This is a genomic window from Psychrobacter sp. ANT_H3, from assembly GCF_027919975.1.
Taxonomy (GTDB): Bacteria; Pseudomonadota; Gammaproteobacteria; order Pseudomonadales; family Moraxellaceae; genus Psychrobacter; species Psychrobacter maritimus.
This window is the reverse complement of sequence record NZ_JAQISM010000013.1, coordinates 84,327-99,150: the sequence shown is the minus strand read 5'-3', so window position 1 is coordinate 99,150 and position 14,824 is coordinate 84,327. Positions and strand designations below refer to the sequence as shown.

The 14,824-nt window shown below is 43.1% G+C and carries 11 protein-coding genes; all 11 read left to right on the top strand.

Going from position 1 to position 14,824, the window contains the following annotated elements:
• The first annotated feature begins 309 nt into the window (after positions 1–309).
• The 11 genes from PG901_RS07765 (at position 310) to cmk (ending at position 14,677) form a co-directional block, all read left to right on the top strand.
• Positions 310–1,755 (top strand): glyceraldehyde-3-phosphate dehydrogenase, encoded by a 1,446-nt coding sequence (locus PG901_RS07765; protein ID WP_201620204.1) that lies wholly within the window; start codon positions 310–312, stop codon positions 1,753–1,755.
• 349 nt (positions 1,756–2,104) lie between these two features.
• The gene (cgtA, locus tag PG901_RS07760; protein ID WP_271134100.1) at positions 2,105–3,319 is read left to right on the top strand and encodes an Obg family GTPase CgtA; all 1,215 of its coding nucleotides are present in this window, start codon (positions 2,105–2,107) and stop codon (positions 3,317–3,319) included.
• Between the two features lie 140 nt (positions 3,320–3,459).
• A complete protein-coding gene (gene proB, locus PG901_RS07755) occupies positions 3,460–4,632 on the top strand; it encodes a glutamate 5-kinase (protein ID WP_201625671.1) in 1,173 nt (390 codons plus the stop codon).
• A gap of 289 nt (positions 4,633–4,921) precedes the next feature.
• Positions 4,922–6,058, top strand: coding sequence for a uroporphyrinogen decarboxylase (hemE, locus tag PG901_RS07750; protein WP_201565462.1), 1,137 nt, complete (start codon positions 4,922–4,924; stop codon positions 6,056–6,058).
• Between the two features lie 193 nt (positions 6,059–6,251).
• Entirely contained in the window at positions 6,252–7,319 is a 1,068-nt protein-coding gene (argC, locus tag PG901_RS07745) for an N-acetyl-gamma-glutamyl-phosphate reductase (RefSeq protein ID WP_271134099.1), read from the top strand.
• Between the two features lie 103 nt (positions 7,320–7,422).
• Entirely contained in the window at positions 7,423–8,349 is a 927-nt protein-coding gene (locus PG901_RS07740) for a hypothetical protein (protein ID WP_271134098.1), read from the top strand.
• Positions 8,350–8,509: 160 nt separating this feature from the next.
• Positions 8,510–8,917: an ATP-dependent Clp protease adaptor ClpS gene (locus tag PG901_RS07735; protein WP_201620200.1), complete on the top strand. Its 408-nt coding sequence runs from the start codon at positions 8,510–8,512 to the stop codon at positions 8,915–8,917.
• Positions 8,918–9,615: 698 nt separating this feature from the next.
• The gene (locus PG901_RS07730) at positions 9,616–12,180 is read left to right on the top strand and encodes an AAA family ATPase (protein WP_271134097.1); all 2,565 of its coding nucleotides are present in this window, start codon (positions 9,616–9,618) and stop codon (positions 12,178–12,180) included.
• 158 nt (positions 12,181–12,338) lie between these two features.
• On the top strand, positions 12,339–13,076 hold the full coding sequence (locus tag PG901_RS07725) for a uracil-DNA glycosylase (RefSeq protein WP_271134096.1): 738 nt from the start codon (positions 12,339–12,341) through the stop codon (positions 13,074–13,076).
• A gap of 103 nt (positions 13,077–13,179) precedes the next feature.
• Positions 13,180–13,731: a tRNA adenosine(34) deaminase TadA gene (tadA, locus tag PG901_RS07720; RefSeq protein ID WP_271134095.1), complete on the top strand. Its 552-nt coding sequence runs from the start codon at positions 13,180–13,182 to the stop codon at positions 13,729–13,731.
• A 187-nt stretch (positions 13,732–13,918) separates the two neighbouring features.
• Positions 13,919–14,677 (top strand): (d)CMP kinase, encoded by a 759-nt coding sequence (gene cmk, locus PG901_RS07715; protein WP_271134094.1) that lies wholly within the window; start codon positions 13,919–13,921, stop codon positions 14,675–14,677.
• Positions 14,678–14,824: the final 147 nt, after the last annotated feature.

The window sequence follows — 14,824 nt, the reverse complement described above, 5'->3', positions numbered from 1 at the left end:
GATTAAAAATGGGACGGTAGCATAAGCTGTTTTTATTTTTTATTCAGTAACTTATAGAACAATGAATAGCCCAATGAATAGTGCAATGAAAAATGCGATAAGTTGGACAAATTCGGTTATCACTAGCAAAATAGGGCGTTTTAAGCTAAAATCTCCCTTATCTAAAGACTGCGCTGATAAAAACGGTGACGATAACCACTGCCGCAATAGTCGAGCGTTATCGTTTTAGAATCATTACCTAACTTAGTGATGACCTATCTATTTATATTTCTTTATACTTTACTGATTACCTAATTACTGACCATAAGGATGTTTCTCGTGAGCAACGCTGATACCTTACGCCAATTACATCAAGACCACTTGAGCAATTATAACCAACAAGAGCAACAAGCCATTGAGCTGATGGGGCTTTTGAATAAGCTTTATAATGAGCAAGATGTACAAGTGACTTTGTTTGGCGACACGCTAGATACGACTTCTGTAGGTCAAATATTGGCATTGCATCAAAAAGTGGCGCTACGTGAGCAAGATGCCAAATCTATCGATATCGCAGACACGTTAGCGATGGTGAAAGCGCTTGCAGAGAGCAAAGATATCCAAGCGGCGCGTATCGATGTCGGTCAGCTGATTGCTAATGACAGTGATTTACAAGCGGCTTTACAGTCTATTGGTACTGATAAAGGTGCTAGCAATGGCGCAACGGATGTCGTGTTATATGGTTTTGGCCGTATTGGTCGTATCTTAACGCGTCTATTATTGTCACAAGCATCAAGCGCCAAGGGTATGCAGCTAAAAGCGATTGTCGTACGTCCTGCAGCAGCGGGTGATTTGGCCAAGCGTGCCTCATTGCTAGAGCGTGATTCAATCCATGGTAGCTTCGCTGGTGGTGTGGTTGTTGATAATGAAAACAACGGTTTGATTATCAATGGCCGCTTTGTGCAAGTTATCTATGCCAAAGACCCAAGCGAGATTGATTATACTGCTTATGGTATCAAGGATGCATTGGTCATTGATAACACGGGTATCTGGAAAGATGAAGCCGGTCTTGGCAAGCATCTGCAGTCTACTGGCGTGAAAAAAGTATTGTTAACGGCTCCTGCAGGCGGCGATATTAAAAACGTCGTCTATGGCGTAAATAACGATACCGTTGGCGATGACACTATCGTTAGTGCAGCCAGCTGTACGACCAATGCCATTACCCCAACGTTAAAAGTTTTAAATGATGAATACGGTATCGAAAACGGTCACGTTGAAACCATTCACTCGTTCACTAACGATCAAAACTTAATTGATAACTATCATAAAGCTGATCGCCGTGGCCGCAGTGCGGTATTGAATATGGTTATTACCAGTACTGGCGCGGCAAAAGCAGTTGGTAAAGCACTACCAGAGCTGAGCGGTAAATTAACCGGTAATGCTATTCGTGTACCAACGCCAAACGTCAGCTTAGCCATTTTGAACTTAAACCTTAAAACTGCGCCAGCTAGTGCTGATGCGTTAAATGAGTTTATGCGTAAAGTTTCTAATAGCAGCCAGTGGCAGACGCAAATTGCTTATACGGATTCTACCGAAGCGGTATCGACTGATTTTGTCGGTGATACGCATGTCGGTATCGTCGATGCCCAAGCAACGATTTTGACCGATAACCATGCTATCGTTTATATTTGGTATGATAACGAAGTAGGCTATAGCACTCAGGTATTACGTTTGGCAACGCAAATGGCTGGCATCAGCTATACGCAAATCCCAGCGTAAAACATTGCACGGCTACTATTTTAGCTGCTTTTGTTTAGATGAAACAGCTATACGAAAGTAAGTTTTATCCTAGATAAATCGGTGTAAATGGTTAAAGGTAGTATTCAAACACCCGATAGTCCGAATGGTTATCGGGTGTTGTTGTCATAATAAATGCTAAGTTAGAGTGACATTACATTCTAACTGGCACACTTTTTAAAGCAGTTTTTATAAACTCGAGATATTTTATAGTTATTAATTTTTATAATTATTAAGTTTTTACAATTACCCAAACATATAGCTACAACCTAAAATACAGTCGTTGACTGTAACCAGTTTTTAAACTGGATGGTAAATAAAGGAACGTAAGATGCGATTTATTGATGAAGCCGTCGTAACGGTAAAAGCAGGTGACGGTGGTAACGGAATCGCCAGTTTTCGCCGAGAAAAGTATGTCCCACGCGGTGGCCCTGATGGTGGCGATGGTGGTAAGGGCGGAGATGTCTATGTCATTGCAGAAGACAACACCAACACCTTAGTTGACTATCGTTATACCCGTCGTTATGACGCCATGCGCGGTGAAAACGGTCATAGTAAGAACTGTGCCGGTAAAGGTTCTGATGACATCTATTTGCCAGTCCCAATTGGTACGACTGTGGTCGATACTGAAACTGACGAAGTACTAGGTGATTTGATTGAGCTTGGTCAAACTTTACTGATTGCCAAAGGTGGCGATGGTGGTTTGGGTAATACCCATTTCAAAAGCTCGACCAACCAAGCACCGCGCAAAGCCACGTCTGGTTTTGAAGGCGAGTTAAAAGTGCTTAAGTTTGAGCTAAAAGTTGTGGCTGACGTGGGTTTAATTGGTTTGCCTAATGCTGGTAAATCGACCTTTATCCGCCAAGTCTCTGCTGCTAGACCAAAAGTGGCCGATTATCCATTTACCACATTAGTGCCAAATTTAGGCGTGGTCGATATCGGTCGTCATCGCTCATTTGTCATGGCCGACATTCCAGGTTTAATCGAAGGCGCTTCAGAAGGCGCAGGACTTGGCATTCGCTTTTTAAAGCATGTCGCTCGTACGCGTCGTCTGTTACACTTGGTTGATGTAAAACCAATCGATGGCAGTGACCCAGTAGAAAACGCCCGTATCATTTTAAATGAGCTTGAGCGTTTTTCACCTGAATTGGCCAATTTGCCACAGATTTTAATCTTGAATAAAATCGATCAGGTTGCCGAAGAAGACCTAAATGAGCTTTGTACTCATATTGTGGCTGAGCTTGGTTGGACAGGTATTGTATTCCGTACCGCGACATTGACTGGCGAAGGCGTCGATGCCGTTAAATACCATTTAATGAATGAGATTGAGCGTGAGCGTGAGCGTGAAATCGAAGACCCTATTTTTGCTGAAGCACAAAAAGAGCGTTTTGAGCGCTTAGAAGCAGAAGTGCGTCTGAATACCGAAGCACAGCGTGAAGCATATCGTGCAGCTCGCAGAGCGGCGCGTGAAGGCATTGACTTAAACGACGATGACCTAGATGACGACGACCTAGATGATGGCGTTGAAGTGGTTTACGTGCCTTAAGTGTATTTTATTTAACTTTATGAGCATTAAGTTCACAAGTTTTAACGTTAGGTGCTTTAAGTTTACGTTCTTTAAATAGGTGTGCGCACAGTTTTTAATTTAATCCCCGTAATCACTTTACACTAGCAACAGGAGTTTATATGGCAGTTGACATAGAGAACACGACCGAAGAAGCAAGGTTTGTTAAGCAAGCTCGCAACTTTGATATTCAGCGCGTTATTGTCAAGATTGGCTCATCGTTATTAACCAATAATGGGCGAGGGCTTGATCGAACTGCCATTTACGAGTGGGCAAAGCAGATTGCCAAGCTGCATAAGCAAGGCGTCGAAGTATTACTTGTATCTTCAGGTGCGGTTGCTGAAGGCGTGGTACGCATGAATCTTGATGAGCGTCCAAGGAAACTGGCGGCGCTACAAGCTTGTGCGTCTATCGGTCAGATGGGCTTGATTGAAACTTGGTGGTCAGCTCTGATTCAGCACGGTATTCAAAGCTCGCAGCTGTTACTGACTCATGATGATTTGTCTAATCGTAGTCGCTATTTGAATACCACGGGGGCGTTGACGCAATTATTAGAATGGCGCGTGCTGCCAGTGATTAATGAAAACGATACCATTACCATTGACGAGATTAAATTCGGCGATAATGACACCTTAGGCGCGATGGCAGCGGCAATGGTCAATGCCGATTTATATATTATCTTAACCGATCAAGAAGGTGTTTTTACCGATAATCCTCGTAATAACCCTAATGCCAAAATGATCCGCCAAGAGCGGGCGATGGCGGATTATTTATTTGATATCGCCGGTGATGGCGGCAAACTTGGTCGCGGCGGTATGCTGACCAAAATCCGTGCCGGTCGCTTAGCTGCGATGGGCGGTTGTCCGACGGTCATCGTGAGTGGCGCTATCGACGATGTCATCACTCGCGTGGTATCAGGTGAAGCCGTCGGTACGTTATTGACCACCAATGACGAAGATAAAATCATTGCACGTAAACAGTGGCTAGCGGCGCATTTGCGTATGTCAGGTTCTTTACTTGTTGACGCTGGTGCTGCAAAAGCGGTCGTTGAACATCATAAAAGTTTGCTACCGGTCGGTGTGGTAGAAGTCCGCGGCGATTTCGATGAAGGTGATGTGGTTGAGATTGTCCATCAAGATACGGGCGAGCGTATCGCTGTCGGTCAAGTGAACTTCTCATCGCGTGATGCTTGCCGTGTGGCTCGTGAGCGTACGGAGCAGTTTGATAGAATCCTTGGGAACAATGAAGAGCGCGTGGTCATGGTGCACCGTGATAACTTAGCGCTGACTATGTAGACCGTTTAAGTTATTTACCCTATTTTACATGTAAGTACGATAGATATAAGCACGATATTATTGATTAAAGGCTAACAGCAAATGACGCTCTAAAAATCCCAGATATTGTTTAATGAAGGCTAATCTGATGCCTGTTAACCAATCATTTAGCATGTTTAGTATTTTGTAATAGAGGGTCGCTATCTGAGCGTTTTAATATTCTTTTCTTTAACTTATTTTATCCAGCCCTGTTATTCAATTGCTTAACTGTTCATTTGAATAACGATGGGGCTGTTTTGGAGATTTGTACATGAGTGCTTCAGACAATAATAACGCGCTAGAGCAGAATTTTGCGCCTTTAAAGAACGATAGATTGTTACGCGCCTTGCGCTTTGAGCCAATAGATACCACGCCTGTGTGGATGATGCGCCAAGCCGGTCGTTATTTACCAGAATATAAAGCCACCCGCGCTGAAGCTGGTGACTTTATGAGTCTATGTAAAGATACCGCGCGCGCTACCGAAGTTACTTTGCAGCCATTACGTCGTTATGACTTGGATGCCGCGATTTTATTTAGTGATATTTTAACCATTCCTGATGCGATGGGATTGGGCTTATACTTTGAAACCGGTGAAGGCCCAAAGTTTAAACACCCTATTCGTACGCAAGCAGATTTGGATAGATTGCCAGTGCTCGATGTCAATGACTCGCTTGATTATGTTATGCGTGCGGTGACAAGTATTCGTAAAGCCTTAAACGGACAAGTGCCGTTGTTTGGTTTTTCTGGCAGTCCTTGGACACTAGCGACTTATATGATTGAAGGCGGTAGCTCAAAAGATTATCGTTATACCAAAGGTTTTTTATATAGCAATCCTGAGTTTTTACATCAATTATTAGACAAGTTAGCAACGTCAGTAATCGATTATCTAGATGCGCAAGTGGTCGCTGGGGCGCAAATATTACAGATATTTGACAGCTGGGGCGGGGCGCTTGGCCATCGTCAATTTGTTGATTTCTCACATGCTTATAATAAGCGTATTGTCGCTGAACTAAAGGTGCGTCATCCTGAAATACCAGTGGTATTGTTTACCAAAGGCGGCGGGTTATGGCTTGATGTGCAAGCCGATAGTGAAGCCGATGCTCTAGGTTTAGATTGGACGATGCCTATTGATCGCGCCCGTCAAGTCTTGACCGAAAGTCAGCGCCAGTTGACCAAGCACCATAAAAAGCTACAAAGTAGCAAAGCCATTCAGGGTAATTTAGATCCTGCGACTTTATATGGTTCGCCTGCGACTATCCGTGCTGAAGTAAATGCCATGCTAGATAGCGCTTATGCCAATGGTGAAAAAACAGGCTATGTGGCAAACTTAGGTCACGGTATTACCCAGTGGGTCGACCCTGATAATGCCAAAGTCTTTATCGATGCGGTACATGACTATAAGATTTAATATTTAATGTGGCTAGTTTTTAAAATTAGCTAACATTAAGAAGCGAGAACTTATTAAAAGCGATAAATTTAGACGTTATTAAATTTAGACGCTATTAAATTTACACGCTATGATGTTTATACTTAGGTGTAGACATTATAGCTATCTACCATTAATTGAGTAAGAAACTGCATAAAAGAAAAAGGGATATCTTATGATTTCAGCAGCGATTGTCGGCGGCACAGGCTATACAGGTATTGAGCTGATTCGCTTATTATCTGCCCATCCTGAAGTGTCTATTGATTTGCTAACCTCACGTAGCGAAGCTGGCACCCGAGCTGATGAGATATTCCCAAGCTTACGCGGCATCTCCGATATCGTTTTTAGCGATTTAGGTGATGAGACGCTAGCGACCTTGCAAAAATGCGATGTGGTATTCTTTGCGACCCCACATGGCGTGGCAATGAAGCAAGCAGAGGCATTAACGGCAGCGGGCGTCAAGGTCATTGATTTGGCCGCCGATTTTCGCTTGCAGTCATTAGCAGATTTTGAGCACTGGTATCAGCAAGCCCATGCCTGTCCTGAATTATTAAAGACAGCCGTTTATGGCTTACCTGAAGTCAACCGTGAAAAACTTTCCGATGCTTTGGTGGTCGGTAACCCTGGCTGTTATCCAACCACAGCTATCTTGGGCTTAAAACCCATTATCGATGCGCAAAATAAGCAAGCCCAAAGACTGGTTGAATCACGTATCGTTATCGATGCGAAATCTGGCGTTTCGGGCGCGGGTCGTCAAGCAAAGCTTGCCCTTAACTATGCTGAAACCACAGACAATTTCAAAGCCTATAGCGTTGAAGGTCATCGGCATTTACCGGAGATTGAGCAGGGTGTTGCTCAGTTATTAGAGAGTCAATTTAGCCATAGTATCCGTTTTCTACCGCATCTTGTGCCGATGATACGCGGGATGCTCAGCTCTATTCATCTTGAGCTGACGGATGCAGGCGCTGCTATTGATTGGCAGCAAGTATTTGAGACAAGCTACGCTGCAGAACCCTTTGTGGATGTGATGCCAAAGGGTATTTATCCTGATACGCGCAGTGTGCGTGCCAGTAATCGCCTGCGTATTGGTATCCATCAAGACAATGCGCGTGCTGAGCTGACGGTGATTGTTGTGCAAGACAACTTGGTGAAAGGTGCGGCTGGGCAAGCGGTGCAAAATATGAATGTGATGTTTGGTTTCGATGAATCAATGGGCTTAAATTTTGCCCCTATCGTTCCTTAACAGATGTTTATCTATTATCAAATCCTTCATGTTTATGGCGCTAGGTATTGATTATAAATTCCGCTATAATAACCTGCCCTTACTGTTAAGAGATACTGTCTAAATGCGTTTGAAGAGTGTACTACGCCTTTGCCCACAGCCCGCACGTTTAGCGTGCCAAGACTCTATTTCTTATGATTTGGAGGGTAGTCTGCATCTCTCTTACCCTGATTATCGCAATTGTTATGGTAGCAATACTGCGGCTATCAGTCGCCATGGTATCAGTAGAGATGGTATCAATAGCCATGGCATCAGTCAGTCACAGCAAGGTGCTTCCACCTTAGTATTGGCATTATTTGTGGTGGCGATATTGGTAACAGCAGTGGTTGGACTCTTATTTGGTCACAAACTTGGCTATCAGCGCGGCTATTATTCGATGCAAACCGAAGCGAAGCAAGCAGTTATTACCAGTAAAGAGGCGACGCAAGAGCTAAAAGATTTACGTCTTAGCAGTAAAATCGCGACCAATGAAGCGGCTACCGCTAAGCAAGAGCTAGAAATAAGTTTGGCAAACCTAAAAGAGCTACGCGAAAATCAGCAAGAACTGACGGTTGAAAACAAACAAGTGGCGCAGCTTAATGAGATATATGCCGAAATCATTAGCGAACAAGGCGGGATGCCATTACAGATACTTGGCGCGAAAATTGAACCTTTACCTGAGAATGCTTTTGAATATGGCTTCGATATTGGTATGCTTGCCAGCGATGGTAAAGCCAAGCGCTTAAAACCAACGTTAACCTTGCTCAATGACGATGACTTTGTAGAAGTGCCATTAGAGCCAGCAAGTTATACCATTGAAGGAATCACGCGAATTCGTGGACGCTTTATGATGCCGTCAGGCTTTAAGCCGTTGCAGGTTAAGCTGAGCTTGCGCGCAGGTGGACAGGAAGTAGAGCAATTATACGATTGGAAGCTTGGCGACCAGGTTGATAATATGCCGCTGTCGTTATTAGACTTACCAGAGGTTGATGAAAGCCCGATTGAACCTTAATCTTTTAAGGTTTGATTGAGAGTTATTGTTTGCATCTTTTACTATTTTTATGTTGCTGTCTCCCATGGCGGACGCCTAATGACATATCAGCATGTCTGTCAATCTTTTTTAATCCCCCTTTATGTTGTTATAAACACACCTATTAATTTGTATTCTAATTATGATAAAACAAACCCTATTACAATCAACGCCCACCGTTGCGGATTGGCATTTCCCCAATATACCGACGCATTTTGCGCAAGATGGCGATCCTAAAGGTGAAACCACACCGCAAGCTGACGTATTAGTGGCAGAGCCAGAAGTGGCAAAACCACCGATGTATGCGGTGGTGATGTATAACGATAACTACACGCCGATGGAGTTTGTCGTTTATGTGCTGCAGTCAGAATTTCGTCATAGTATGGATTCAGCGGTTGAGATTATGCTGACCATTCATAATAGTAGCAAAGGTATTGCGGGTATTTACCCAAAAGACATTGCTGAAACCAAAGCTAAAAAAGTTAATAGCCTTGCGCACCGTGAAGGCTATCCTTTATTGACTCAAATCGAGCCGCATCAAGGCGAATAGTTTTTTAGCACGCTTCTGTGATAAGTTTTCTACATTTTCCCTATTTATATGACCTCTGTTTTTATGTTAATTGCTACTATCTTATTTATACCATTAGCTTTTACCCTTCAAAATACTTTCTAACCTAGAGCAATAGAGCAAGCCTGATGAGTTATTTAATGGTTTGCTCTAATATATCGACTCACTTTAAGTCTAATGCCTGCAAATTTAGTATCTCGCCAGTTATTGTCTCTTTAATATGTCTAACCCTTTCATTTTAGACTTGATTTTCCTCTGATATAGCCCTATATATTAAAGTATACTCTTGTACACTTAATCTCAGTTTATCCCTCGTTTTTTTAAATCGTTTTAGTATTTTTATCTCTGTTATATTCAACAGCCAATCTCGAAAATATACGCTCACATTACTTTATTGATTATGGTTTTTTGGCTGTATCAATGCTTCTAACAAGCTTGGTGGACACTTCGATACATTTTAATCGGCGTTAATAGATTGACTATCTTTAAGTATCATGTTGATATAAAGGTAAGCTGAAAATAATGTCTACGTCATGGAAGTCGGTATTGAATAACATTGAGTAAAGTCTCTTAATAAACCTAACATAGCCCTTGAACAATCCATCTATCGCCCTGATTTAGTTACTAACTCATTCATAAAGCTATCAATAATAAGATAGGTACAACCGTAGGAAGTCCTTATGTTAAGTCGTCATCTTGAAGTTTCTTTGCGTTTAGCAATGACACTTGCGCGCCAAAAATCGCATGAGTATCTCACTGTTGAACATCTACTACTGGCATTATTAGAAAATACCAATGCTGCCAATACGTTGACTGCTTGCAATGCCAATGTCTCAACCTTGCGTAGCGAGCTTGAAGCTTATATCAATAAGCATACGCCAACGGTCGATGCTGAGACTGAGCAATCACCACAACCGACCCAAAGCTTTGATCGTATCCTGCAACGGGCTATTTTCCATGTGCAGTCTATTGGTGGCGGTCGTCTGGTTGAAGGGTCTGATATTTTGGTATCGATGTTTTCAGAGCATGATACTTACGCCGTTTATTTGCTCAAAAAGCAGGGCATCAGTCGCCTTGAGCTGACCCAGTATTTATCACACGGTCAAGATAAAGACGAGCCATCTGAGCCACGTGCTTCGATGACAGGTGAGCGCCGTAGTGCCTCAGAAAAGACCAGTAAAGATCCCTTGGTCGAATTTGCAACCAACTTAAACCAGCGTGCCGCTGAAGGTAAAACTGATCCATTAATTGGCCGTGGCCCTGAAATTGAGCGCGCAGCCCAAGTATTATGTCGTCGCCGTAAAAATAACCCGTTATTGGTGGGTGAGCCGGGCGTGGGTAAAACCTCGATTGCAGAAGGCTTGGCGTGGTTGATTATCAATGATAAAGCACCGAAGCCACTCAACGGCTGCGTGATTTATAGTCTAGATATTGGCTCGTTAATAGCCGGTACTAAGTATCGCGGTGATTTTGAAAAACGCATGAAGTCGCTGCTTGATGCGCTAAAGAAAAAGCCCAATGCGATTTTGTTTATTGATGAGATTCATATGATTATTGGCGCAGGCTCGTCAATGAGTAGTAATATGGATGTGTCAAACTTAATCAAACCGGCACTTGCCAATGGTGAGCTGCGCTGTATTGGTTCGACGACCTTTACTGAATATCGTCAGGTATTTGAAAAAGACCATGCACTGTCACGTCGTTTCCAAAAGATTGATGTGAAAGAGCCAAGTGTCGATGACAGTATCGATATCTTACGTGGGCTGAAACCGCGCTATGAAGAGTTCCATAATGTCGAATATACCGACGAGGCCTTGGTAACGGCCGTTCAATTATCAGCCAAGCATATCCATGAGCGTTTTTTACCGGATAAAGCCATCGATGTCATCGATGAAGCTGGTGCCTATAAGCGTTTGGGTATCGTCGCTGATTTGGACGATATTGACGCCGAAGAAAGCTTTATCGCTGATTTAGAGCAAGATTTTGATGCGCAAATCGATGCCGATGAAGAAGGTTTTGAGGGCGTTGATGATGACAGTATTGATGAGACAGGCACGGTCAATGAGATGCAAGACGAAGCAAATGCTGCCAAAGCCAATGATAGAGCAAAAGCTGATGGGTCTAAAAAATCTAAGGGCAAACGTGCACCGATAAAAATTGATGTCGCCGATATTGAAGCTATCGTTGCCAAGCTTGCGCGTATTCCACCCAAATCCGTATCCAGTGATGATAAGAGTATTCTTCAGCATTTAGACCGTGACTTGAAGCACTTGGTGTTTGGGCAAGATGAGGCGATTGAAACCTTAGCCGATGCGATTAAATTATCGCGTGCCGGTCTTAAAGCACCCGATAAGCCAATTGGTTCATTTATGTTTGCTGGTCCTACCGGGGTTGGTAAAACAGAGGTCTCGCGTCAGCTAGCAAACTTATTGGGTGTCGAGTTGGTACGCTTTGATATGTCAGAGTATATGGAAGCGCATACCGCTTCACGTCTGATAGGTGCGCCTCCAGGTTATGTTGGCTATGACCAAGGCGGTTTGCTTACCGAAAAAATCAATCAGCATCCGCATTGCGTGTTGTTGCTTGATGAAATCGAAAAAGCGCACCCTGATGTCTTTAACTTGTTATTGCAAGTGATGGATCATGGTACCTTGACTGATAACAACGGTCGCGTCGCTATCTTTAAGCAAGTGATTGTGATTATGACCACCAACGTCGGTGCCGATAGTATCAGTCGTTCCTCTATGGGCTTCACACAGCAAGACCATAGCCGCGATAATACCGAGGCGCTCAAACGTGTGTTTACGCCTGAGTTCCGTAATCGTCTTGATGCCATCATTCAATTTAATCCACTGGATACCTCTGTCGTCGTCTCTGTAGTCGATAAGTTCTTGGTTGAGCTACAAGTCCAGCTTGATGATAAACAAGTAACGCTAGAGATTGATGATGAGGTACGTGATTACTTAGCGGATAAAGGTTATGATCGCCTCATGGGTGCGCGCCCAATGCAGCGTCTGATTCAAGACGAGATTAAGAAACCATTGGCAAGCATGATTTTGTTTGGCGACTTGGTAAATGGCGGGGTCGTCCATCTGACCTTGGAGCCTGAGGACGCTAAAGATCAAGACGGCAATGCGGTTAAGCTTGAGAAAGGATCAGATAAAGGCTCCTCTGACAGCCGTATTATTTTAACGGTTGTTGAGACACATGAGCCGCATCCAGACTCTGAATCATTAGCCAGCTAGGTAGTTTTTGCTGTTAGTATCATAAGAATGGTTACTGCGTTATAAAAACGGTTACTGCGGTAGCCGTTTTTTTTATTGCTAATTATCACGTAGCAAAGCCAATATTTTGCTAATATCAGTGTTAGCGTATCCTGATAACAAATAAAAAAGGATTGATTATGACATTACTTGATGTAGAAGCAACAAAGACAGAGGCACAAAAACAAGCGATTTTAGACAATGTACGCTTACCAGAAGACTGGAAAAACGCCTTAGCAGAAGAATTAACGTCTGACAATATGGATAACTTGCGCGCATTTTTAAAAGAAGCCTATCAATCAGACGATAGTATCTATCCACCAGCCCCTTTGATGTTTAATGCGTTAAATTTAACCCCTTTATCACAGGTTAAAGTCGTGATTTTAGGTCAAGATCCTTATCACGGACCAGGACAAGCAATGGGTTTATCATTTTCAGTGCCCAAAGCCATTCCAAAGCCACCTTCACTGAATAATTTATTGAAAGAGATGGCAAGTGACATAGGTATCACGCCGTCAAAACATGGTGACCTGACCTACTGGGCACGGCAAGGCGTATTGTTATTAAATAGCTCATTAACCGTGAGAGAAGGGGTGCCAAACAGCCACCAAAATAAAGGTTGGGAGCAGTTTACCGATGCGGTCATTGATGTCGTTAATGAACAAACAGAGCATACGGTATTTATATTGTGGGGCAGTAAAGCCCAGAAGAAAGGCAAATATATTAATACTGATAAACATCTGATTTTGACGGCTGTACATCCTTCACCGCTGGCTGCCAACCGTGGTGGATTTTTTGGCTCTAAGCCATTTTCTAAAACCAATGATTATCTACTACAGTATGGTCGAACGCCAATTGACTGGCAGCTGCCACAGTAGTTATTAACAGTAGCTGTTAAAAAAAGCTATTAAAAATAATCGTCAAAAGTGGTTTTTAAAATAATAGTTCTATTAATATTCAAAATAATAGTTGTACTGATAAATGAAACATAGACAAACGATAAGCTTGCAGCCTTATCAATTAGCGAGCAGCCTGATATCGGCAAGTACCTTTTGGTTGATTGAAGATTTTAAGTGGATGCAAAAAGCCCTTAAGCTTGCCAAACAAGGTGCCGCGCGTGAAGAAGTGCCAGTAGGGGCGATACTGGTGCACAATCAGCAAGTAATTGGGCAAGGATTTAACGAGCCGATTGGACGCCATGATGCGACGGCTCATGCTGAAATTGTCGCTTTAAGAGATGCTTGCATGCGTTTAAACAACTATCGCCTGCCATTACAGACGACGTTATATGTGACTTTAGAGCCTTGTACTATGTGTATTGGAGCACTGATTCATGCTCGCGTCGATAGACTTGTCTATGCGGCAAGTGAGCCGAGGGCTGGCATGGTTGGCAGTCAAATGGACTTGGCTGCCCAGCCATTTTATAACCATAGTATTCAAGTACATAAAGGCTTGTGTAGTGAGCATAGCAGTCAGATGTTAAAGGCTTTTTTTCGTGAGCGCCGCCAAGCGTTAAAAAAGGATAAGCGCTAAAAATAACAGTCAGCATAAACCATTAACAAGATATTATGCTCACTGCTAGTGATAGTAAGGTTTGTTTGCTATACTGTCGCCCTATTTGCTTACGAACAAGTTTATTGGCGTGCAAGCGTTTGATAAACCAGTGGAAATTTACGCCATTTGCCATTTTGTAAGCTGTACCGGCGATTAAGTGACTGTTATGACTGCTTTTACACCCAATACTAATGATAATAATAGCGACATTTCGTCATTGCGCTATCCGGTTATCTGTATTGATGGTCCAAGTGGGGCAGGTAAAGGCACGGTTACGTGGCGCTTAGCACAAACGTTAGGGTATCAGCTGCTAGATTCAGGGGCGTTATATCGCATTGTTGGTCTAAAGGCATTTGAAGCCGGTTTGCTCAATGTAGATGGCGAGCAAAGTATCGATGAGGCGGCGCTGTTAGAGTTAACCCAAAGCTTGCAAATAGTTTTTGAGCCTAATAGTGATTCAGGACGCGTGGATATCATTGTTAATGGCGCTAAGATTGGCGAGCAAGTACGCAATGAAACCGTCGGTGGTTATGCTTCACGAGTCGCAGTTTATCCAAAGGTACGTCAAGCCTTGCTTAAATTGCAGCAAGATATGGCGACCCAATCAGGATTGGTTGCCGATGGTCGTGATATGGGCACCGTGGTTTTCCCAGATGCCGATGTTAAGGTCTATCTGACGGCAAGTGCCAAAGCTCGCGCAGAACGCCGCGTGGCACAGCTTTTACAAGCGGGACAAGCTGCCGATTTTGAAGCAATTCTTGCGACGATTAAAGCGCGTGATGATCGTGATGAAAACCGTGCAACGGCACCGTCGAAGCCTGCAGAAGATGCGCTGGTTTTAGATAGCTCTAACCTAGACGCTGATGCGGTTTATGAGCTTGTAAAAAAACATTGTCAAGATCAAGGTATTTGCTTTAATCGTTAATAAAAACAACATATTAAGTACTAAAAAGTTTCCTATGGCTTTCATTTTAGTATAAAATTATATAAGTATAAGTAAGACAGTTGTTGCTAGTGAGTTCGCTTAAAAATCGCTTATTAGCAACAAAGGTTTTTTTATATGACTATATAA